Source organism: Sphingobium agrisoli (genome assembly GCF_041877245.1).
GTDB lineage: Bacteria > Pseudomonadota > Alphaproteobacteria > Sphingomonadales > Sphingomonadaceae > Sphingobium.
Window position 1 is genome coordinate 145,143 of record NZ_JBHDJI010000008.1, and the last position, 20,126, is coordinate 165,268.

Consider the following 20,126-nt stretch of genomic DNA (forward strand, 5'->3'; position numbering starts at 1 on the left):
GATGGCATCCCGATTTTTCGACCATGGCAAGCTCGAGCGGAACGTCTCGCTGCTGGGTGTCGCCGCGCTGATCGTCGTCGCCGTTGGCGGCATCGTGGAGATCGCGCCTCTCTTCTGGATCGACAACACGATCGAGAAGGTGGAGGGGGTGCGTCCCTATACGCCGCTGGAACTGGCGGGGCGCAACATCTACATCCGCGAAGGCTGCTACAACTGTCATAGCCAGATGATCCGTCCCTTCCGCGACGAGACCGAACGCTACGGCCATTACAGCCTCGCCGCCGAGAGCATGTACGACCATCCGTTCCAATGGGGGTCGAAGCGCACCGGGCCGGACCTCGCCCGCGTGGGCGGCCGCTATTCCGACGAATGGCACGTCCAGCACCTCAAAGACCCACGTGCGGTGGTGCCCGAATCGATCATGCCGACCTATCCCTTCCTCGCCGAGCGCGAGCTGAAGGCGGGCGACATGGCCGCGCACCTGACGGCGCTGTTAGACGTCGGCGTACCCTACAGCAAGGATGACATCGCCAAGGCCGATGCCGACCTTGCCGCCCAGGCCGATCCAAACGCCGACGCCGCCGACCTGCTCAAACGCTATCCCAAGGCGCAGGTGCGCGACTTCGACGGCGATCCGGGCAAGCTGACGGAGATGGATGCGCTCGTCGCCTATCTCCAGATGCTCGGCACGCTCGTCGACGTGAACGCCGCCGAGCCGCAGGAGGTGGCGCGATGAGCCGCTACGACATGCTGCGGCATTTCGCCGACAGTTGGGGGCTGGTGTTCATGGGCGCGAGCTACCTCATCCTGGTGGGCTGGCACTTCCTGCCCCTGCGCGGCGCGCACAGCCGCGCCGCCGCCACGATGATCTTCAGGGACAGCGAAGAAACGGAGGCCGATCATGGCTGACGAGAAGCAGATCGACGCCGCCACCGGCACACAGTTCAAAGGGCATGAATGGGATGGCATCCGGGAGCTGGACACGCCGCTGCCCCGATGGTGGTTGTGGACCTTCTACGCCACCATCCTCTTCGCGATCGCCTATACCATCGCCTATCCCGCCTGGCCGATGATCCACAGCGCCACGCAGGGCATGCTCGGCTGGTCGAGCCGGGGCGCGCTTAAACAGGAGCTGGCCGCGCGGGAGGCGCAGGTCGCTCCGATCCGCAAGGCGATCGCCGAAACGCCGGTCGAAGCGCTGCCCGCCAAACCGCAGCTGATGCAGGCTGCGGTCGAAGGCGGACGGGCGGCGTTCCGGGTGCATTGCGTGCAGTGCCACGGTTCTGGCGCAGCGGGATCGAAGGGCTACCCCAACCTCAACGACGACGACTGGCTGTGGGGTGGCGATCTTGCGACGATAGAGAAGACGATCGTCGATGGCGTGCGCAATCCCGATCATGCGGCGACCCGCATGTCGCAGATGCCTGCTTTTGGCCGGGACCAGTTGCTCACCGCGGCGCAGGTGGACGATGTCGTCGCCTATGTCCGGTCGATCAGCAGGCAGGATCGCCCCGGCGCGGCGTCGCAGCGCGGTGCGAAGCTTTTCGTTGACAATTGCGCCGTCTGTCACGGACCCGCCGGCCATGGCAATCGCACGCTGGGCGCACCCAAGCTGACCGACGGCATCTGGCTTTATGGCGGCGACGCCGAGACGATCCGCCAGACCGTGTGGAACAGCCGCCAGGGCGTGATGCCCCGCTGGGGCGACAAGCTGGACAAGGCGACCGTCCGCATGCTCGCCGCCTATGTCCACAGCCTGGGCGGCGGTGAGGCGGCGCCGGCCGTGGCGGCGGCGGACAATGCGGCCCAGTAAGTCCTCCCTCGTCACCCCGGACTTGATCCGGGGTCTCGCTGCCCTCCGCAACGCTTGTGGGGAGGAAGCGGGAGTCCGGGTCAAGCCCGGGATGACGGGTAGCGCCTCGGCAAGTCGGGGGACCATGCCATGCTGATGCCCGCCGGCTCCACCGAGCTCTATGAAAAGCGCAAGGGCGTCTATCCCAAGGCGGTGGACGGCTTTTATCGCCGCCTCAAATGGGCGGTGATGGCGGTCACGCTCGCCATCTACTGGGGGACGCCGTGGCTGCGCTGGGATCGTGGCCCCTATGCGCCCGATCAGGCGGTGCTGATCGACCTCGCTCACCGGCGCTTCTACATGTTCGCCATAGAAATCTGGCCGCAGGAATTTTATTATGTCGCGGGCCTGCTCATCATGGCGGGTGTCGGGCTGTTCCTCGTCACATCGGCGGTCGGCCGCGCCTGGTGCGGCTATGCCTGCCCGCAGACGGTGTGGACCGACCTCTACCAGCATGTCGAACGCTTCATCGACGGCGACCGCAACGCGCAGATCCGGCTGGCGAAGGCACCCTGGACCCTGGCCAAGGTCGCCAGGCGTGTGGTGAAATGGAGCGTCTGGCTGGTCATCGCTTTCCTGACGGGCGGGGCCTGGATTTTCTACTTCGCCGACGCGCCGACACTTCAGCAGCAATTCTGGACCGGCGCGGCCGCCCCCGTTTCCTATGCGACGGTGGGGGTGTTGACGGCCACCACCTTCGTGCTGGGCGGTTTCATGCGCGAGCAGGTGTGCATCTATATGTGCCCCTGGCCGCGTATCCAGACCGCGATGCTGGACGAAAAATCGCTGGTCGTCACCTACAAGGAGTGGCGCGGGGAGAAGCGCGGCAGCCTGAAGAAGGCGGAGGCGCATCCGGGTGATTATGGCGATTGCATCGACTGCAACCAATGCGTCGCGGTGTGCCCGACCGGTATCGACATCCGCGAAGGGCCGCAGATCGGCTGCATCACCTGCGCGCTGTGCATCGACGCCTGCGACAAGGTCATGGCGCAGGTCGGCCGGCCTCGCGGCCTGATCGACTATTGCACCGAGGAGAATGTAGAGGCCGAGAGGAATGGGGCAGCGCCCCGCCCAGTGCTCGAGACCCTGCTGCGTCCCCGCACCATCGCCTATCTGACGCTTTGGTGCGGAATCGGGATGGCCATGCTGTTCGCGCTGGGCACCCGCACCCGCATCGACATTAGCGTGCAGCAGGACCGCAACCCCATCGCCGTGCGCCTGTCCGACGGCATGGTCCGCAACGCCTATACGGTCAAGCTGAGCAACATGGAGTCGCGACCGCGCCCGATGACGGTGACGGTCGACGGGCTGCCGCGCGCGCGCCTCTGGACAGACGACATGACCCGCGAGCAGGCTCTGCGGGCGATCGTCGCGACAGTGCCCGCCGACAGCGTCGCCAAGCTGCGCCTGTTCGTTGCTCTGCCGGGCACGGGAGCGCAGCGTCTGGACTTCCGTTTCGCCGTCCGCGCCACCGACCGCGAAGGCGGCGGCGACAGCGAGCCCGCCCGTTTTGAAAGGCCCCAATGATGTCCAACAGCCATCCCCCGCGCCGCTTCACCGGCTGGCACATGACCGCCATTCTGGTCGCTTTCTTCGTGGTGGTGATCGCGGTCAATATGTTGATGGCGACGGTCGCCATCCGATCCTTCGGCGGGACGGTGGTGAACAATAGCTATGTCGCGAGCCAGCGCTTCAATGGGTGGCTGGCGGCGGCCCGCGCGCAAGACATGCTGCGATGGAAGGAGGAAATGACCACCGATCGCGCACGCCATGTCGTGCTAACGCTGGGCGACGATGCCGGCGCGCCGGTGCGGGGCGGGACAGTGAAGGCGCTGGCGCAACATCCGCTCGGTCGGGCGGCCGACATTGCGCTCGCTTTTCGGGAAGCCGCGCCGGGCCGCTATGTCAGTGGCACCGTGCTGCCACCCGGTCGCTGGCGCGTCCGCCTCGACATTCGCCATGCGGGCAGCGAATACCATCTGCTGCGGGAGGTCGACTGATGGCGACGCGGGCGCTCCTCCCTGAACCGGCACCGCTGGTGGAAACACGCGAAAGCCTGCTGGCCGTCCCCGGCATCCACTGCGCGGGTTGCATCTCAAAAATCGAGAACGGCCTGCCGAAGGTGACCGGCATCGTATCCGCCCGCGTCAACATGGGGGCCAGGCGTGTCGCGGTCCGCCATGATCCGGCCTTGACCCCGCCTGACCTGAAGTCCGCGCTTGCTCGGCTCGGCTTCGAGGCGGAACCGCTGGCCGATCCGGGCATGGATGTCGCCGCCGCGCATAACCGCGCCTTGCTCCGTGCCCTCGCCGTCGCCGGCTTCGCGGCGATGAACATCATGCTGCTGTCGGTATCCATCTGGTCCGGCGCGGACGGCGCGACGCGGCAGATGTTCCACTGGCTCTCCGCCCTGATCGCGCTGCCGACCGTCGCCTATGCCGGCCTGCCCTTCTTCCGTTCCGGCTGGGCGGCGCTGCGGCAGGGACGCACCAACATGGACGTGCCGATCAGCATCGGCGTGCTGCTGACGACGGGCATGAGCCTTTACGAGACCGCGACCGGCGGCGCGCATGCCTGGTTCGACGGGGCGGTGATGCTGCTCTTCTTCCTGCTCGCGGGACGCTGCCTCGACAGCATGATGCGCGGCCGCGCGCGGGCCGGCGTTGCCGCGCTACTGAAGCAGACAGCGCCGGGAGCCCTGGTGCTGGACGATGCGGGGCAAAGCCGTTGGACGAAGGCCGACGCGCTTCGCGCGGGAATGCGGATGCTGGTCGCGGCAGGCGAACGGCTGGCGGCGGACGGGCGCGTTCTGACCGGAGACAGCAGCCTCGACATTGCGTTCCTAACGGGAGAAAGCACGCCTGTTCGCGTCCATGTGGGCGATGCCGTGCAGGCCGGGGCGCTCAACATCGCTGCGCCCCTGACGGTCGAGGTGACGGCGGCGGGCGCCGATACGGTCATCGCCGACCTCGCAAGGTTGATGCAAGAGGCGGGGCAGGGCAAGTCGCGCTATGTCCGCCTCGCCGACCGGGCAGCGCGCTGGTATGCGCCCTGCGTCCACCTGCTCGCCGGCCTCTCCTTCGCCGGCTGGATGATCGCCGGGGCGGGCGTGCACCAGTCGCTGCTGATCGCAGTGGCGGTGCTGCTCATCACCTGTCCCTGCGCGCTCGGCCTCGCCGTGCCGGCCGCGCAGATCGTGGCTTGCGGCGCGCTGATGCGGCAAGGGGTGCTGGTGAAGGACGGCTCCGCGCTGGAACGGCTGGCGGAGACCACAGAAGCCGTGTTCGACAAGACCGGCACGCTGACCCTCGGCCGCCCCGTTCCGCGTCATCTTGAACGGCTCGACGCGGAGGACCGCGCCATTCTGCTCGCCCTGGCGCAGGCAAGCCGCCATCCGCTGAGCACGGCGCTGCGGCAGGCGCTGGAGGCGGAGGGCGTACGACCCGCTACGCTGAATGCAATCCGTGAGGTGCCGGGCGAGGGACTGTTCGCCGACCATCATGGCATGCCGGTATCGCTCGCCCGTCCGCGAAGCCTGGTCACCCTGTTCGGGCTGGCGAGCGAATATCGCCATGGCGCGGGCGTGTACCTGCTTTCCTTCACCGATACGCTGCGGCCCGATGCGGCTGAAACGCTGGCGGCGCTGCGCTCAACCGGCCTTCGGACGCTGATTGCCAGCGGCGACCGGCCCGAGGCGCTGGAGGAGATCGCGCGCGCGACCGGGACTACGGCGATCGGCCGCCTGCGCCCCGCCGACAAGCTGGCGCTGCTCGACAGGTTGAAGGCACAGGGGCAGAAGGTGCTGATGGTCGGCGACGGGTTGAATGATGGCCCTGCTCTCGCCGCCGGACATGCAAGCATGGCGCCGGCGTCCGCGAGCGACGCCAGCCAGCTTACCGCCGATATCGTCTTCCTGGGGGACAGGCTGGCGCCGGTCGCGATCGCGCTGCGGGTCGCACGGCGCACGGTGCGGGTGGTGAAGCAGAATTTCGCGCTGGCCATCGGCTACAATATATTGGCGGTGCCGCTCGCGATCGCAGGCAAGGTGACGCCGCTGGTGGCGGCGGTAGCCATGTCCTTGTCCTCGCTGGTCGTCGTCGCCAATGCCCTTCGCCTCAAAGGCGGCGCGAAATGACCGGCCTCGCCTTGCTCATCCCGCTCGCCCTGCTGTGCGGACTGGTGGCGCTGGCGGCCTTCTTCATGGCGTTGCGCGGCGGCCAATATGACGATCTGGACGGTGCGGCGATGCGGATGCTGGCCGATGCCGAGGAGGATTGATCGCCCCGCAAACCGACGATCGCTCAATCGCGCCTGTCCGAACCAGCCAAGGATCATTTAACCTTGTTCAAAAGGCCGGTCATCCGTTTGGCGGCGAACGGCGGCAGCTTGACCGCGCGCGCGGCCGCGATGTCGGGGGCGGCCGGCTTTCCGACCTGGATCAGCGCGACCATCCCCATCGAATAATGCGGCATGCATTTGATGCCGTAGAGGCCGGGCTTGGACACGGTCAGCACCGCTTCCTTGTTCATCACCCCTTTCATCGGCGAAGCGCCGGCCGGAAGCATGGTCGGCATGGTTTCCGCATTGTGGCTGGGATCGGTCGGCTTGAAGCGGATGACGTCGCCGGGCGCGGCCTTCACGAAGGACGGTTCGAACACCATGGCACCCTCGGCACCCTGATTCTTCATGTGGACCACGATCTCTTTCGCCTGCGCGGGCATCGCCGATGCCGCCGCCATCCAGACTGCGCCTGCCATCATGATGGTGTATCGCATCTCGTCTCTCCCATTAGGTCATTCCCGGTTGAGCCTGCACCATGACGATGACCACGGCGCAAACAATTGATCTTTGGTCCAATCAGCGCTCGGGGACCGCCGGGCCGAGGGGAAGGTGCAGGTCCATCCAGCCGTCGGTTCCCTCGGCCAGCCACCAGACATTGCGATAGCCAAGGGCTCGTAGCCGCCGCGCCGCGTTCCACCCCATCCAGCAGTCGGCGCGGCAGAAAGTGACGATCATCCGGCGCTTGTCGCCGTCGGAGAGTTCCGCGAGCCGGCGCTCGAATGCGGACAATATGGCTGGTGGCGGGGCTGCACGGCCGACCTCGGGAAACCAGTGCGCGCCGGGAATCGTGCTGTGCGGCTGCGCGAGGCGCCACCGACCGTCATCCTCCCGATAGCCGCCCTCCGCCGGCAGCACGTCCACGAATATGGCATCGAGATCCGGTCGCAGGGCGGCAAGCGCGACAGGCGCGATCCGCCCGACGCCTTCGGGGGCGCGGTGCACCGGGCCGCGATAGTGCGCGGCGCGATAGCCCGCCGCGTCGAAGAGTCCCGGCTCCTGCGCGTGAAGGCCGGAAGGCGCAGTCATCAACAACAGCGCGCCGATCACCGCCTTCATCGCCCATCCCCTCCATCATCGACCCAAGGTGCAATGGTAGCGATCCTGACCCCTGAATAATAATGGACTTTGGGAGAGTGTCATGACGCGCCTTTTGCTGTGGACCGTTGCTGTCCTGCTGTCGCCATGCGGATGGAGCGGCGCGGCATGGGCCGGCGCGCCCTATCCGGCCGACCGGCTCGGTTCGCCGATGTGGGAAGCCCATGCCCGGACGCTGTTCGGCGACGATCCGGTTCGGTTCGATCCGCGCGTGCGGGTTCTTTTTCCGCAGATCGCCGAAAACCAGCGCAGCTTTCCCGTCGTCGTGGATGCGCGCGGCGTCGGCCGCGTGGAACGCATGCTGATCTTCGCCGACCTCAATCCCATTCCCGTCGCCATCGATTATCGGCCTGCCGGCGCCGATCCCTATGTCGCGACCCGGATCAAGCTGGATCAGCGGACGCCAGTTCGCGGGGCGGTGCGGCTATCCAGTGGCGAGTGGCTGGTGAGCGGCGGCTGGATAGACGCTGCCGGTGGCGGCTGCTCCGCCCCGCCGGTCAGCCGGGTCAAGGGCGACTGGGCGGAGCATCTGGGCGAGATAAGGGGCGGGGCTTGGCCGATGGCGGGCGGGACGAGCCGGCTGCGCCTGACCTTGCGCCATCCGATGGACACGGGCTTTGTCGCGAACATCGCGACCTATCATATCGACCGGCTGACCGTCGCGGACGCACGCGGCGAAACGCTGGGCGAGATGGATATCTGGGCATCCGTAGCGGAAGACCCGGCGATCACAATCCTGCCGCACGCGCAAGCCGGCGCACCGCTGGCCGTGAGTGCGCGCGACACCAATGGCCGCATCTATGCAGCAAAGATCATGGTCGCGCGCCAGTCGCCATTTCCGTCGGGCGGCGAGGCGCCATGACGATCGGCCGCCGACAGGTCTTGGCGGGCTTGTTCGGCGCCCTGCCGATGGCTGCTGCTGCCGCGGATAGTGCTTACGCCATCAAGCCGGTCGCGGTCGCCGACGGGATATGGATGATCCATGGCGCGGACGAACCGATGCTGTTCTCCAATGGCGGCGCGATCGCGAATATCGCGATCATCGCCACCCCCGTCGGCACCGTCCTCACCGATGCGGGGCCGTCCATCCGCTACGGCCGCGCGCTGAAGACAGTGGCGGAGCAACTGACGCGCCAGCCGGTCGTCCGGGTCTATGTAACGCACCTTCATCCCGATCACGGCATGGGCATCGCCGCGTTCGACCCGGCCATCGTCGCCGCATTGCCCGGCACGATCGCGGACATGAAACGGGACGGGAGCGGCTTTTCCGATGCGCTCTATCGCTTGCTGGGCGACTGGATGCGGGGCACGGACGTGGTGTTGCCCGGACGCAGCATCGATCAGGCGGCGGAGGATTTCGGTGACCGCCGCCTGCGGCTGCTGGCGCTTGCTGGGCACAGCGCCGCCGACCTGGCCCTGCTGGACGAGCGGACCGGCACGCTGATAGCGGGCGACCTGCTGTTCCTGGACCGCGCGCCAAGCACGCCGACCGCCGATCTTGACCGGTGGCGCGAGAGCCTGTCGACGTTGGCCACGTTGCCGCACAAGGCGGCCATTCCCGGCCATGGCCCGCTCGACCCGACGGGCCAAAAGGCGATCGATCAGACAAGGGACTGGATCGACTGGCTGGACAGGACGCTGCGCCAGGCGGCCTCGTCCGGGCTCGATATGGTGGAAGCGGGCGACCTGCCGATTCCGTCGCGATTCGCCGACATGGCGGCGGCGCGCTATGAGCTGCAACGCAGCGTGTCGCACCTCTACCCGGCGCTGGAGGCGGAATTGCTGCCCCGCGTGGATGTGAAGGCGGAATAGGGTCGATCAGAAGCGGGCCTTGACGCCCATATACCAGCGGCGGGGGGCACCTGGACCATAAGCGCGCGGATCGCTCGCGCCGGGTGCTTCCTCCAGATCGATCTCACCCACCTGCGCGAAGGTGCCGAACGTCGCATAGCGGCGTCCCAACAGGTTTCGCACCTCACCGAACAGGGTCATGCCCGGCAGAATATCTATGCCCGCCCGGATATTGGCGATCAGATATCCGGGCAACCGGGCATTGTCATTGCCTTCATCCCCGACAAGATACTGGCCGGATCGCGCGATGACATCACCGCCAACCGACCAGCGGCGACCGCCGGCCGTGCCTGCATAGTCGAGCGTGAGCGTCGCGGAGTGCCGCGAGATGCCGGGCAGCGTGTCGCCCCTCTGCACCCCGATCGTCCCGTCCTCGTCGGCGACAGGGTTCGCAGGGCTGCTCAGCACCAGCGAATCCCGATAGGTCGCGTCGGTGAAGGCGTAGCCAAGGCCGGCGGCAAAGCCGCCGCGCTTGAGCTTGAGCGATGCTTCGAGCCCCTGCCGCCGCGTCTTTCCGATGTTACGGAAATAGGCCCGCCCTCTGATGGCGGAGGCGACATATTGGATGTCGTCATGATTGGTGGTGCGATAGGCCGACAACAGCCAGTCCGCGCTCCATCCTCCGCTTGCGATATGGCCCGACGCCCCCGCTTCCCAGCTTCGCGCGACGACCTGGCTCAGCGGCGGATCGGCGATGAAGAAGTTGGTGAGGCTGCATGGCGCGGCTTCGTCGGCGCAGGAGAGTTCCGCAGGCGTGGGCGCGCGGCTGGTCTCCGCATAGCCCGCTCTCAGCGACAATCCGTCCGACAGGCGATAGTCGAATTCGATACCTGGATTGAGGCGCCGGAAGCTGTGCCGTCCGTTCAGCGCCGTGCCGATCTGATCCACCAGTTCGATCCGGGCGTGGTTCCAGCGCAAACCGATTTCAGCGGTGAGGCCGGGCGCGATCGGCAGGCGGTCCTGCAGGAAAATGCCCCAGTGGCGGTTATGGGCGACCAGCCCCACCGGCGCGATCGCGCCGTCGCTTTGCACGATGACGGAGCCGAGGCCGGTGACGCTGCGATCCTCCGTCAGCGCGCCCAGCTCGGTGGATGCGTCAAAGCGGGTGCGGCCGCGATCATGGCTGATGCCGATCGCCAGATGGTTACGGCCACCCGCCAGGCTGCGATCATCGACGATCTGGACGAGAAAGCCGGCGGCCTCTGTCCGGGTCCGTCCCCGGTTGAGCACGCCATAGCCTTCCCCGCCCAACCGATCCGGGACCGGTTCGCCGCCTGCTGTCGTCAGGATCGCCGCATCGCCGACCGCGCCCGCCGTTTCGAGACATAGCAGCCCTTCAGCGTCGTCGTCTTCGCAGGCTTCGATATCGGCCGCATCGCCATTTATCGTCCGAAGGGTCAGATGCTGCGCGTAGATGCTCCCTTCCAGCCGGCTGGTGTCCGACAGCGCGACCCAGGGATGCAGGCTGACGCGGCCATAGCGGCTGCGGCTGTTGTCGGGCCAGGTGAAGACAGCGCGCCGGTCGGCGGCCAGCAACTCGACCGGCGCGACGCCGTTGCCGGTGAGGTCGGTGTTCGCCCCCACCAGTTTCATGTGAATGCCACCTCTGGTCCCATCCAGTCCGAGGTCGAGATATCCGTTGACGAGGCGCGAGGGGCTGTGGTCGCGCCAGCCGCGTTCGCGACTATACTGGACTGCGCCGAAGCTGCTGAACGCACCATCGGCAAAGCCGCCTGCCACGCTCGCTTCTGCATAGCCGAAGCGGCCGCCGGTCGCGCTTGCCTCGAAGCCCGGTTCGGCCCGTCCATCCTTGGTTTCCAGCAGCAGCGCGCCGCCCAGCGCATTGAGGCCATAGACCGGACTCGCATCGAGCAGGCTGACGGACCGGATCGCGGCTTCAGGGATCAGGTCGAACTGGACCGTGTCGCCGAAAGGCTGGTTGAAGCGCGCGCCGTCCATATAGACGGCGATGCCTTGCGACTGGCCCTGAAGCGGCGAGGCCGTGAAGCCGCGATGGACGAGATTGGGCTGCCAGGGATTGCCCTGCGCATCTTGCAGGGTGATGCCCGCGATGTTGCGAGTAAGCGCGGCCAGAATGTCAGGGGTGCCGGCGGCCGCGATGTCGCGCGCATCGATCGCGCGCGCATCGTCCATGTCGATGGCCCCGCCGGGCGCGGTGACAATGATCGCCGGTGGCTGGACGACGGCGGCCTCGTCGGCCCGCGCCGGCATACTGCCGGAGGCGATTCCGACCAGACCTGTCAAAAACCAGCTTTGGCCGCGCATATCCCCTCCTGTCCATCTTATCGGCCGGAAGGGTAGGAGGCGCGCCCATGCGCCTCCATTGGACCTTGGGTCAGGCGGCGAGCGCCAGGCGGCTGCGTACCAGATCGTCCACCACAGCGGGGTCCGCGAGGGTGCTGGTGTCGCCGAGCGCCTGCGCTGACACTTCGCCTTCCGCGATCTTGCGGAGGATGCGGCGCATGATCTTGCCGCTCCGCGTCTTGGGCAAGGCCGGCGCGAACTGGATGACATCCGGGGTCGCAATCGGGCCGATTTCCGCGCGGACCCACTGGATGAGCGCGCGGCGCAATTCCTCGCCCGGCGCTTCCCCGGCATTCAGCGTCACATAGGCGTAGATGCCCTGTCCCTTGATCTCGTGCGGCATCCCGACCACCGCCGCTTCGGCCACGGCGGCGTGAAGGACCAGCGCGCTCTCGACCTCCGCCGTGCCCATGCGATGGCCCGACACATTGATGACGTCATCGACCCGGCCGGTGATCCAGTAATAGCCGTCCGCGTCGCGCCGTGCGCCGTCGCCGGTCGTATATTTGCCGGGGAAGGTCGTGAAATAGGTCTGGAAGAAGCGATCATGGTCGTTCCACACGGTCCGCATCTGACCCGGCCATGACCGCGCGATCACCAGATTGCCCTCGCCCTCTCCGACGATCGTCCGGCCTTCGCCATCTACGATCATCGCCTCGACACCGGGAAGAGGGAAAGTGGCGCTGCCGGGCTTCAAATCCGTGGCGCCAGGCATCGGGGCGATCATCGCGGCGCCCGTCTCGGTTTGCCACCAGGTGTCGATGATCGGGCAGCGCCCCTCGCCCACCACCTTATGATACCAGCGCCAGGCTTCGGGATTGATCGGTTCGCCCACGCTGCCCAGCAAGCGGAGCGACTTACGGCTGGTGGCGTGGACGAAATCATTCCCTTCCTTCATCAGCGCGCGCAGCACCGTCGGCGCGGTGAACAGCGTATGGACCTGATGCCGGTCGACGATTTCCCATATGCGGCTGTGCGTCGGCCAGTTGGGCAAGCCTTCGTACATCAGCGTCGTCGCGCCGTTCGCCAGCGGGCCATAGACGATGTAGCTGTGCCCCGTGACCCAGCCCACATCGGCCGCACACCACCAGACATCGCCCGGCCGATAATCGAAGCAGAGCTGGTGTGTGAGGCTGGCCCAGAGCAGATAGCCGCCGGTCGAATGCACCACGCCCTTGGGCTTGCCGGTGGAGCCGGAGGTGTAGAGCAGGAACAACGGATCCTCGGCATCCATGATCTCGGGCGGGCAGTCGGCCGATGCCTGCGCAATCGCCTCATCATACCAGATGTCGCGGTCCTCCTGCATGGGCACCGCGCCGCCGGTCGCGCGCACGACCAGCACCTTGCGGACGCTGTCGCAATGGTCGAGCGCCAGCGCGGCGTCGACATTGGCCTTAAGCGGCACGCGCCGCCCGCCCCTGCGCCCTTCGTCGGCGGTGATGACGATCGTGGAGTCGCAGTCGATGATCCGGCCGGCGAGCGCCTCGGGCGAAAAGCCGCCGAACACGACCGAATGGATCGCGCCGATGCGGGCGCAGGCGAGCAGCGCCACGGCGGCTTCGGGGATCATCGGCAGATAGATGGTGACGCGGTCGCCGCGTCGCGCGCCGGCGGCCTTCAGCACGTTGGCGAAGCGGCACACTTCGGCATGGAGCTGCCGGTAGGTGATCCGGCGCGGCGTTTCGGCCGGGTCATCGGGTTCCCACAGGATGGCGACCGCATCCCCGCGCTCGGCCAGGTGACGGTCGAGGCAGTTGACCGATGCATTGAGCCTGCCGTCGGCAAACCAGCTTATGCCGAAATTGGCCTCCTCAAAGCTGCTTTCGGACGCGCGCGTGGGGGATGTGGCCCAATCCAGCCTGCCCGCCTGCTCCAGCCAATATGCGTCGGCGTCGTCCAGGGAGCGCCAGTAGTCGGCCGTTCGCGCGGCCTTGCCGACCCGGGCATGGGCGGCCCAATCGGCGGGTATGGGGAAAAGATCGTCGGACATGATGGCTCCCTTCGCTGACCGGGGCGGCACCGCTCCGATAGGGTGCCGCCCGCCACGCGGACATTGACCTTTCGGTCGACGCCGCCTTCCCCTTCGTCAGAAGAAGAGGATGGCTCCGGCCGCGATCGTGTCGCTCTGCGCCTCGTTGCCGCTGTGCGCGCGCGAGGTTGTGCTGATATATTCGCCGATCAGCGTCACCCAGCTGGTCAGACCATAGCGCGCCTGACCGACCCAGCTGCTGTTCCGGCGCAACAGGTCAGGATTGGCGAGCGCGTCGGCGGCGTTGGCATAATGCAGCCGGCTGGCGCCATAGCTGCCGCCGACCGAGAATTTGCCGAAGGTCGCGAGACCCTGAATATAGAAGCCGTCGCTGTCGCGCTTGTTGCCCACGGCGTCGGTGTCGAACAGGTTGAGCGCGGTCGTGCCGAGGCCCGATCCGTTATAATAATAGCCGGTCAGGACCACAGGCCCGTATCCGATCTTGGCGCCCGTGTCGAAGCCGCTGCCGGTGTAGGAGATGCCGTCGATCCGGTCGTGCTTCTGGGTGATGCCCGACAGCCAGGCGCGAGCCGAAAAGTCGCCGAACTTGCCGTCATAGACGATCTTGCCCTGGAAGCCGGGCGACTTGCTGGTTTCGCCGGGGCCGGTGAGCGATTGGAGCGGCTCGAAAATGCCGACCGACACCTGGAAGCCCGACAGATTGGGTGAGGTGTAGGTGATCTGCGGCTGGAAGTCGGTGTAGATGTAGCCGATGCCGATGCGCCCCAGCGACGTGTTGGACGGCGCGACATTGCCGCCGCTCGACCCGACCGACAGCAAGGTGATGTCGTTCAAAATCCCTTCCGACCCGAACAGGCCGATGTCGCGGCCCAGCTTAAATTCGCCCAGGCCGGTGCGGCCGACCGTCAAATAGGTCTGGCGAAAGTCGATCCCGGCGGTTTGCAGCGCGACCGGGCGGCCTGCGCTATTGGCACCGCCGCCAGCGGCATAATTGACGCTGTTGATGCCGGGATACATGCCGAAATGCGCGCCGACGTCCCATCCGGCCTGCTTGGTCGTCACGTCGAACTTCAGGAAGCCAGGCAACAGGCCGTTGCGGATCGCGGAGCTGCTGCCCCCCACCGGCACCACCCCGCCTACGACCGCCGTGCCCGGCCCCGCCGCCTGCCCGCTTTCATGGGTGTAGAAGCCGTTGACCGAGCCCGAAATCTTGACCGTCACGTCGCCGACCTCGAAGCCGACGCCGCTGTCCGCGACGCGCACGACGGGCTTGCCGTCAGACATGGCGGCCGGAGCGGCGGACGGCGCAGGCGCGGCATCCTCCTTCGCCAGCTGGGCATATTCCTCGTCGGTCAGGATGCCCTTCTCATGCAGTCGCTTCAGCAGCTCCGCAGTCGTTCCAGCCTGCGCCGGCACGCTCGCAGCGACGAACAGCAGTGCCGATGCGGCGCTGCCAAGGAATTTCCCCCTAGCCATGTCATCCTCCCTGTAGATTACCGGTCGTGCCGGTCGACGGGGAGAGTGCGCGGCGGGCGATGCCGCTGGAATTGAACTTTGGGTCTTAGGGCTTGTCCTTTGGGTCAGGGAGCGACGACTATTCCCCATGGTCCGGCTCCGACCGGGGCCGTGCCGACGACTTTTGCGGCCGCAATATCTACGACCGAGACATTGTCCGAAAGGCCATTGGCGGCGTAGGCGCGCGTGCCGTCGGCGCTGACGGCGACATGCCAGACCCGTTTGCCCACGGGTACGTATGCGCGGACCGTGCGCGTGGCGACATCGACCAGCGCCACATGGTTGGCGCGGCCCAGCGCCACGATGGCGGTCCTGCCATCGGGCGTGAAGCGGATGCCGCAGGGCAATAACTGATAGTCCTGCACGCCCGGAATGGCGAATCGGATGGTCTCCACGATCCGGCGCGTGTTCGGATCGGCGATCTGCACCGTCCCGCCCAATTCCGCGGCGATCCACAGCGCGCCGCCATCGGGGGTGAATTCGACATGGCGGGGTCGCTGATCGGTCGGCGTCGCATCCACCATCTTGCGCGAAACCGGATCGATCCAGTTGACGACGCCTTCATCCTCCGACGTGACGACCACCCATTTGCCATCGGGGCTTTGCGCCACCCCCTCCGGCTCCTTGCCGACATCGACCTGAAAGGCGACGGTGCGGCTCGCCAGGTCGATCGCGGTGAGCGCGGCATTGTCCTCATTGGCGACGAACAGCGTGCGGCCGTCGCGCGAGAGGAAGAATTGTTCGGGATCCTGGCCCGACGGAAGATCGGCGACAAGCTTGCCGGTCGCACGGTCGATCATCTGCACGGCATGGTCGCTGCTGGCGCAGAGCAGGATATATTTGCCGTCAGCCGAAAGCGTGATGCCCCGCGGCCTGCCGCCCACCGGCCATGTCGCGACGGTCCGCATCGTCGCTGCATCGATCACGCTGATGCTGTTGCCGCGCTCGTTGGAGACATAGAGGGTTTCTGCGTCAGCCGCCGTCGCTGCGCCGACCAGCGCCAGTCCCACCAGGACGCCCTTCATCATGCCGCTCGATCCTCACCCTTGCCTATCCGCCGATACCTAACCCAGCCCACCGGCGGACAGCATTGTACCAAAGGCCAATGGGGCGGCATCGGCCGCTCCCCTACTATCCCGATCCATCATCGATGGTCGACGCCCGCCAGGGTCGCGGCACAGAAGAGGGTTTAGGATGAGGAACTTCGGACGTTTCGCCCTGATCAGCGCGGCCTGCCTCGCGGGTGGATCAATCACATCGGCGCTGCTGGCGCATGGCAATGTCACTCCGCAGGCCGTGGACACTGCCGCTTTGCCCGACATAGGCACCGAATGGGTGCAGCATAACCCCTATCGTGGCAATGCGACCGCGGCCAAGATCGGCGAATCCGCCTACGGCCAGAATTGCGCGCGGTGCCACGGCCTCGACGCGGAAAGCGGGGGCATTGCGCCTGACCTGCGCTATCTGGAGGTCGGCGACAGCGGCGACGAGTGGTTCATCCAGCGGTTCCAGCATGGCTCCAGTCATGATGGGAAGGTGTATATGCCGCCCTTTGGCGACGTGCTGGGGCAGAAGGCCGGATGGGCGATCCGTGCCTGGCTCGAAACCAAGCATCAGGAATGAGCGTCATGGATCGGCGCGCCTTCCTGTCCGGCGCGGCGCTCGCCGCGCTGAGCGCCGCAACCGCCGCCATCTCCGCGCCTTTGGGCAAGGTCAGGGAGCTGGGTGTCCTTCGGGTCGCCGTCTACAAGGACAATCGCCCCTGGTCCTGGCGCAAGGACGGGAGACTTGCCGGCATCGACGTGGACATCGCGCAGGCGCTGGCGAAGGCGCTTGGCGTTCGCGCCGACATCGCCGAGCTGGTGGCGGACGAAAGCGCGGACGACGACCTGCGTAACGGCGTGTGGAAAGGCGGGCTGCTGGGTTTCCAGCCAGCCGACATCATGCTGCATGTTCCGTTCGACAGGACATTTGCCGCGCGCAACGATCAGGTCGCGATCATCGCGCCTTATTATCGGGAGAGCTTCCAGTTCGCCGCCGCAAAAGGCGCATTGGACGTCAATGCCGCACCGACCCAGTATCGCGGCAGAAGGCTGGCGGTCGAGATCGATTCGATTCCCGATTTCTACCTGATCGGTGCCTTCGGTGGGCTGCTGGCGAAGGATGTCATCCACTTTCCGGGGGGAACGGAGGCGGCGATGGCAGTGGCAGAGGGCAGAGCCGACGCGGTGCTCGCCAGTCGCGCGCAGATCGAGGCGGTGCTGCACGACAGCGGCGCGACGAACATCGTCCGGCGCACCGGTCCGCTCCCGGCCTTCACGTCTCCCGGCTGGGACATCGGCATGGCGGTCAAGGAAAACAGCCGCAACCTGGGCGACGCGGTCGAGGCGATCCTGGCGGAAATGACGGCGTCGGGCGCGCTCAAGGCGATCTTCGAGGCCCATGGCGTCACCTACGCCCCCGCGCTGGCGGCAGGCTGAAAAGCGCCGACCCAAGGTCCAATTGGCAGCAGGGGCGGGCATCATAGACTGTCGCACGGATGGCGCGAAATCGCGCCGGAAAACAAGGGAGGATGAGAATGACGGGACGTTTCAAGCGTTCGTTCCTGGGGGTAGCCGCCATCGCTCTGGTCGCAGGCGCCGCGCCGTTGCTGGCGGAGGGGCCGACCGACATGGACCTGATGAACGACGCCGCTTCGACAGGCGACGTGCTCACCTATGGTATGGGTCCGCAGGCGCAGCGCTTCAGCCCCCTTGCCCAGATCAACAGCCAGACCGTCGCAAAACTCGTTCCGGCCTTTTCCTCGTCGCTGGGCGGCGAAAAGCAGCGCGGGCAGGAATCGCAGCCGCTCGTTTATGACGGCACCATCTATGTGACGGGCTCCTATTCGCGGCTCTACGCCTTCGACGCGCGGACGGGCGAGGAGAAGTGGGAATATGCCGCCCGCCTGCCCGACGACATCATGCCGTGCTGCGACGTCGTCAATCGCGGCGCTGCGATCCATGGCGACAAGATTATCTTCGCCACGCTGGACGCCCGCCTGGTCGCGCTCAATCGGCATACCGGCAAGGTCATCTGGAACAAGCAGATCGCGGACTACAAGGCCGGCTACAGCGCGACCGCCGCGCCGCTGATCGTCAAGGGCATGGTCATCACCGGCAACTCCGGGGGCGAATTCGGCATCGTCGGCGCGGTGGATGCCCGGGATGTGGAAACCGGCGAGCTGATCTGGCACCGGCCGGTGATCGAAGGCAATATGGGCACGCTGCGCGGCAAGGATAACGGCATCACCGGCAAGACCAACGCCACCTGGACAGGCGACCTTTACAAGACCGGTGGCGGCGCGACCTGGCTTGGCGGCACCTACGACCCGGAAACCAATCTAGTCTATATTGGCACCGGCAACCCCGCGCCGTGGAACAGCCATTTGCGTCCCGGCGACAATCTCTACACCGCATCGACGCTGGCGATCGACCCCGACACCGGGGTCATCAAATGGCATTATCAGACCACGCCGCATGACGGCTGGGATTTCGACGGGGTCAACGAGTTCATTCCGTTCGATGCGACCATCAACGGCAAGCCGATGAAGCTCGGCGCGAAGGCGGACCGCAACGGCTATTTCTTCGTGCTCGACCGCACCAACGGCAAGTTCGTCAGCGCCAACAAGTTCGTGATGCAGACGACCTGGGCGAACGGCTATGACAAGAATGGCAAGCCCATCCTGATCCCGGCCGGCCGCCCCGGCGCGCCCAACGGCACCGAAAAGGGCGCGACGGTCTTCTCCTCGCCCAGTTTCCTGGGCGGCAAGAACTGGATGCCGATGGCCTATAGCAAGGACACGGGCCTGTTCTACATCCCGTCGAACGACTGGGGCATGGACATCTGGAACGAGCCGATCGCCTACAAGAAGGGCGCAGCCTATCTGGGTGCGGGCTTCACCATCAAGCCCATTGCGGAGGACCATATCGGCGCGCTGCGGGCGATCGACCCCAAGACCGGCAAGATCGTGTGGGAATATAAGAACAAGGCGCCGCTCTGGGGCGGGGTGCTAACTACGGCGGGCAACCTCGTCTTCACCGGCACGCCGGAGGGGTATCTCAAGGCGTTCGACGCCAAGACCGGGGCCGAACTGTGGAAGTTCCAGACCGGATCGGGCGTCGTCGGATCGCCTGTGACCTGGGAGCAGGATGGCGATCAATATGTCGCGGTCATGTCCGGCTGGGGCGGCGCGGTGCCGCTATGGGGCGGCGAGGTCGCCAAATCCTTCAAGGACATCAACCAGGGCGGATCGCTCTGGGTGTTCAAGCTGGCCAAATAGGGGACGCTGAGATGATCGTCATGGGGCGGGGGCATATGGTCCAGAGCGGAAATCGCGGGCAATTTGCGCCGCCCCATCCTATGATCCATCATCATGGCAGGGGGCCGGGCATGCGGATCGAGCAGAACGACGCGATGATGGAACGGGTGCTGATCGTCGACGATCATCCGCTGGTTCGCGACGGGCTTCGCAGCGTCATCGCCGTCAGCTTCGACGGGTGCGAGATCTTCGAGGCCTCCAGCATGGAAGAGGCGATGGCGACGCTCGACAAGCAGTCGAATTTCGACCTCGTGCTGCTCGACGTGAACATTCCGGACGTGAAGCGGCTCGACGGCCTCAAGCTGCTCCGCAACCGGCATCCGATCCTGCCCGTCGTGATGGTGTCGGGGTCGTTCGACCGCGCGATCGTGCGAGAGGCCCTTGCCGCCGGCGCGGCCGGCTTCATCCCCAAGTCGATCAAGCGCAGCGCGATCGTCGAGGCGCTTCATCGCGTTGTTTCGGGTGAAATCTACATGCCCGACGCGATCGAGGATTCGCCCCAGGAAAGCGCGGAGGAAGCCGACATCCTGACGAAGATCGAGAGCCTGACGCCGCAGCAGCGGATCGTGCTGACCCATCTGGTTCATGGCCGCCTGAACAAGCAGATCGCCCATGACCTCAGCGTGTCGATGACGACCGTGAAGGCGCATGTGTCCGCGATCCTCCAGAAGCTCAACGTGTTCAGCCGTACCCAGGCCGTGATCCTAGCCAACCGCGTTCATTTTGACGGCGACAATTGAGTCCGTGGCGGCGCGCATGACACGCTCGCCGCGCAGCGCGGCTTAGGGCGGATCGAC

Annotated in this window: 19 protein-coding genes; 13 read left to right on the forward strand and 6 right to left on the reverse strand. The window is 66.3% G+C overall.

Annotation, left to right across the window (positions count from 1 at the left end):
- Nucleotide 1 precedes the first annotated feature (1 nt).
- The 7 genes from ccoO to ccoS all read left to right on the forward strand — a co-directional run bounded on the left by ccoO (nucleotide 2) and on the right by ccoS (nucleotide 6,130).
- A complete protein-coding gene (gene ccoO / locus ACETPF_RS14440) occupies nucleotides 2-736 on the forward strand; it encodes a cytochrome-c oxidase, cbb3-type subunit II (protein ID WP_373935238.1) in 735 nt (244 codons plus the stop codon).
- Entirely contained in the window at nucleotides 733-909 is a 177-nt protein-coding gene (locus ACETPF_RS14445) for a cbb3-type cytochrome c oxidase subunit 3 (RefSeq protein WP_373935239.1), read from the forward strand. The genes ccoO and ACETPF_RS14445 overlap by 4 nt, the downstream gene beginning before the upstream one ends.
- On the forward strand, nucleotides 902-1,813 hold the full coding sequence (gene ccoP / locus ACETPF_RS14450) for a cytochrome-c oxidase, cbb3-type subunit III (protein ID WP_373935240.1): 912 nt from the start codon (nucleotides 902-904) through the stop codon (nucleotides 1,811-1,813). The genes ACETPF_RS14445 and ccoP overlap by 8 nt, the downstream gene beginning before the upstream one ends.
- 129 nt (nucleotides 1,814-1,942) lie before the next feature.
- Nucleotides 1,943-3,379 carry a cytochrome c oxidase accessory protein CcoG gene (gene ccoG / locus ACETPF_RS14455; protein WP_373935241.1) on the forward strand — a complete coding sequence of 479 codons (1,437 nt, stop codon included), beginning with the start codon at nucleotides 1,943-1,945 and terminating at the stop codon, nucleotides 3,377-3,379.
- Nucleotides 3,376-3,852, forward strand: a complete 477-nt coding sequence (locus tag ACETPF_RS14460) for a FixH family protein (RefSeq protein ID WP_373935242.1) — start codon at nucleotides 3,376-3,378, stop codon at nucleotides 3,850-3,852. Before ccoG ends, ACETPF_RS14460 begins: the two co-directional genes overlap by 4 nt.
- Nucleotides 3,852-5,987 carry a heavy metal translocating P-type ATPase gene (locus ACETPF_RS14465; RefSeq protein ID WP_373935243.1) on the forward strand — a complete coding sequence of 712 codons (2,136 nt, stop codon included), beginning with the start codon at nucleotides 3,852-3,854 and terminating at the stop codon, nucleotides 5,985-5,987. Before ACETPF_RS14460 ends, ACETPF_RS14465 begins: the two co-directional genes overlap by 1 nt.
- On the forward strand, nucleotides 5,984-6,130 hold the full coding sequence (gene ccoS / locus ACETPF_RS14470) for a cbb3-type cytochrome oxidase assembly protein CcoS (RefSeq protein ID WP_373935244.1): 147 nt from the start codon (nucleotides 5,984-5,986) through the stop codon (nucleotides 6,128-6,130). Before ACETPF_RS14465 ends, ccoS begins: the two co-directional genes overlap by 4 nt.
- A gap of 53 nt (nucleotides 6,131-6,183) precedes the next feature.
- Here ccoS and ACETPF_RS14475 read toward each other — a convergent pair whose 3' ends face one another.
- Together ACETPF_RS14475 and ACETPF_RS14480 are read right to left on the reverse strand one after the other, a co-directional pair.
- Nucleotides 6,184-6,627, reverse strand: a complete 444-nt coding sequence (locus ACETPF_RS14475; protein ID WP_373935245.1) for a pseudoazurin — start codon at nucleotides 6,625-6,627, stop codon at nucleotides 6,184-6,186.
- Nucleotides 6,628-6,709: 82 nt separating this feature from the next.
- Entirely contained in the window at nucleotides 6,710-7,249 is a 540-nt protein-coding gene (locus tag ACETPF_RS14480; protein WP_373935246.1) for a rhodanese-like domain-containing protein, read from the reverse strand.
- An 82-nt stretch (nucleotides 7,250-7,331) separates the two neighbouring features.
- Between ACETPF_RS14480 and ACETPF_RS14485 the strand changes: the two genes are divergently transcribed.
- Together ACETPF_RS14485 and ACETPF_RS14490 are read left to right on the forward strand one after the other, a co-directional pair.
- Nucleotides 7,332-8,150 (forward strand): quinoprotein dehydrogenase-associated SoxYZ-like carrier, encoded by an 819-nt coding sequence (locus tag ACETPF_RS14485; protein ID WP_373935247.1) that lies wholly within the window; start codon nucleotides 7,332-7,334, stop codon nucleotides 8,148-8,150.
- Nucleotides 8,147-9,100, forward strand: a complete 954-nt coding sequence (locus ACETPF_RS14490) for a quinoprotein relay system zinc metallohydrolase 1 (RefSeq protein WP_373935248.1) — start codon at nucleotides 8,147-8,149, stop codon at nucleotides 9,098-9,100. Before ACETPF_RS14485 ends, ACETPF_RS14490 begins: the two co-directional genes overlap by 4 nt.
- A gap of 6 nt (nucleotides 9,101-9,106) precedes the next feature.
- On the opposite strand, the gene ACETPF_RS14495 is transcribed toward ACETPF_RS14490, so the two are convergent.
- The 4 genes from ACETPF_RS14495 to ACETPF_RS14510 all read right to left on the reverse strand — a co-directional run bounded on the left by ACETPF_RS14495 (nucleotide 9,107) and on the right by ACETPF_RS14510 (nucleotide 15,997).
- Nucleotides 9,107-11,425, reverse strand: coding sequence for a TonB-dependent receptor (locus ACETPF_RS14495; protein ID WP_373935249.1), 2,319 nt, complete (start codon nucleotides 11,423-11,425; stop codon nucleotides 9,107-9,109).
- 70 nt (nucleotides 11,426-11,495) lie between these two features.
- Nucleotides 11,496-13,454: an acetate--CoA ligase gene (gene acs, locus ACETPF_RS14500; RefSeq protein ID WP_373935250.1), complete on the reverse strand. Its 1,959-nt coding sequence runs from the start codon at nucleotides 13,452-13,454 to the stop codon at nucleotides 11,496-11,498.
- Between the two features lie 96 nt (nucleotides 13,455-13,550).
- Nucleotides 13,551-14,930 carry a porin gene (locus ACETPF_RS14505; RefSeq protein WP_373935251.1) on the reverse strand — a complete coding sequence of 460 codons (1,380 nt, stop codon included), beginning with the start codon at nucleotides 14,928-14,930 and terminating at the stop codon, nucleotides 13,551-13,553.
- A 104-nt stretch (nucleotides 14,931-15,034) separates the two neighbouring features.
- Nucleotides 15,035-15,997 carry a PQQ-dependent catabolism-associated beta-propeller protein gene (locus tag ACETPF_RS14510; protein WP_373935252.1) on the reverse strand — a complete coding sequence of 321 codons (963 nt, stop codon included), beginning with the start codon at nucleotides 15,995-15,997 and terminating at the stop codon, nucleotides 15,035-15,037.
- Between the two features lie 166 nt (nucleotides 15,998-16,163).
- On the opposite strand from ACETPF_RS14510, the gene pedF reads away from it, so the two are divergent.
- The 4 genes from pedF to ACETPF_RS14530 all read left to right on the forward strand — a co-directional run bounded on the left by pedF (nucleotide 16,164) and on the right by ACETPF_RS14530 (nucleotide 20,069).
- Entirely contained in the window at nucleotides 16,164-16,592 is a 429-nt protein-coding gene (pedF, locus tag ACETPF_RS14515; RefSeq protein WP_373935253.1) for a cytochrome c-550 PedF, read from the forward strand.
- A 5-nt stretch (nucleotides 16,593-16,597) separates the two neighbouring features.
- Entirely contained in the window at nucleotides 16,598-17,449 is an 852-nt protein-coding gene (locus ACETPF_RS14520) for a substrate-binding periplasmic protein (protein WP_373935254.1), read from the forward strand.
- A gap of 98 nt (nucleotides 17,450-17,547) precedes the next feature.
- Nucleotides 17,548-19,290: a methanol/ethanol family PQQ-dependent dehydrogenase gene (locus tag ACETPF_RS14525; protein ID WP_373935255.1), complete on the forward strand. Its 1,743-nt coding sequence runs from the start codon at nucleotides 17,548-17,550 to the stop codon at nucleotides 19,288-19,290.
- Nucleotides 19,291-19,301: 11 nt separating this feature from the next.
- Nucleotides 19,302-20,069 (forward strand): response regulator, encoded by a 768-nt coding sequence (locus tag ACETPF_RS14530; protein ID WP_373935256.1) that lies wholly within the window; start codon nucleotides 19,302-19,304, stop codon nucleotides 20,067-20,069.
- Nucleotides 20,070-20,126: the final 57 nt, after the last annotated feature.

Bases quoted from the DNA above. Each gene is read 5' to 3' on its own strand.
- ccoG (WP_373935241.1), top strand. From the start codon at position 1,943: ATGCTGATGCCCGCCGGCTCCACCGAGCTCTATGAAAAGCGCAAGGGC.
- ACETPF_RS14490 (WP_373935248.1), top strand. From the start codon at position 8,147: ATGACGATCGGCCGCCGACAGGTCTTGGCGGGCTTGTTCGGCGCCCTG.
- ACETPF_RS14465 (WP_373935243.1), top strand. From the start codon at position 3,852: ATGGCGACGCGGGCGCTCCTCCCTGAACCGGCACCGCTGGTGGAAACA.
- ACETPF_RS14495 (WP_373935249.1), bottom strand. From the start codon at position 11,425: ATGCGCGGCCAAAGCTGGTTTTTGACAGGTCTGGTCGGAATCGCCTCC.
- ACETPF_RS14460 (WP_373935242.1), top strand. From the start codon at position 3,376: ATGATGTCCAACAGCCATCCCCCGCGCCGCTTCACCGGCTGGCACATG.
- ACETPF_RS14530 (WP_373935256.1), top strand. From the start codon at position 19,302: ATGATCGTCATGGGGCGGGGGCATATGGTCCAGAGCGGAAATCGCGGG.
- ccoO (WP_373935238.1), top strand. From the start codon at position 2: ATGGCATCCCGATTTTTCGACCATGGCAAGCTCGAGCGGAACGTCTCG.
- ACETPF_RS14510 (WP_373935252.1), bottom strand. From the start codon at position 15,997: ATGATGAAGGGCGTCCTGGTGGGACTGGCGCTGGTCGGCGCAGCGACG.
- ACETPF_RS14505 (WP_373935251.1), bottom strand. From the start codon at position 14,930: ATGGCTAGGGGGAAATTCCTTGGCAGCGCCGCATCGGCACTGCTGTTC.
- ccoS (WP_373935244.1), top strand. From the start codon at position 5,984: ATGACCGGCCTCGCCTTGCTCATCCCGCTCGCCCTGCTGTGCGGACTG.
- ACETPF_RS14475 (WP_373935245.1), bottom strand. From the start codon at position 6,627: ATGCGATACACCATCATGATGGCAGGCGCAGTCTGGATGGCGGCGGCA.
- ACETPF_RS14525 (WP_373935255.1), top strand. From the start codon at position 17,548: ATGACGGGACGTTTCAAGCGTTCGTTCCTGGGGGTAGCCGCCATCGCT.
- ACETPF_RS14445 (WP_373935239.1), top strand. From the start codon at position 733: ATGAGCCGCTACGACATGCTGCGGCATTTCGCCGACAGTTGGGGGCTG.
- ACETPF_RS14480 (WP_373935246.1), bottom strand. From the start codon at position 7,249: ATGAAGGCGGTGATCGGCGCGCTGTTGTTGATGACTGCGCCTTCCGGC.
- ACETPF_RS14520 (WP_373935254.1), top strand. From the start codon at position 16,598: ATGGATCGGCGCGCCTTCCTGTCCGGCGCGGCGCTCGCCGCGCTGAGC.
- acs (WP_373935250.1), bottom strand. From the start codon at position 13,454: ATGTCCGACGATCTTTTCCCCATACCCGCCGATTGGGCCGCCCATGCC.
- pedF (WP_373935253.1), top strand. From the start codon at position 16,164: ATGAGGAACTTCGGACGTTTCGCCCTGATCAGCGCGGCCTGCCTCGCG.
- ACETPF_RS14485 (WP_373935247.1), top strand. From the start codon at position 7,332: ATGACGCGCCTTTTGCTGTGGACCGTTGCTGTCCTGCTGTCGCCATGC.
- ccoP (WP_373935240.1), top strand. From the start codon at position 902: ATGGCTGACGAGAAGCAGATCGACGCCGCCACCGGCACACAGTTCAAA.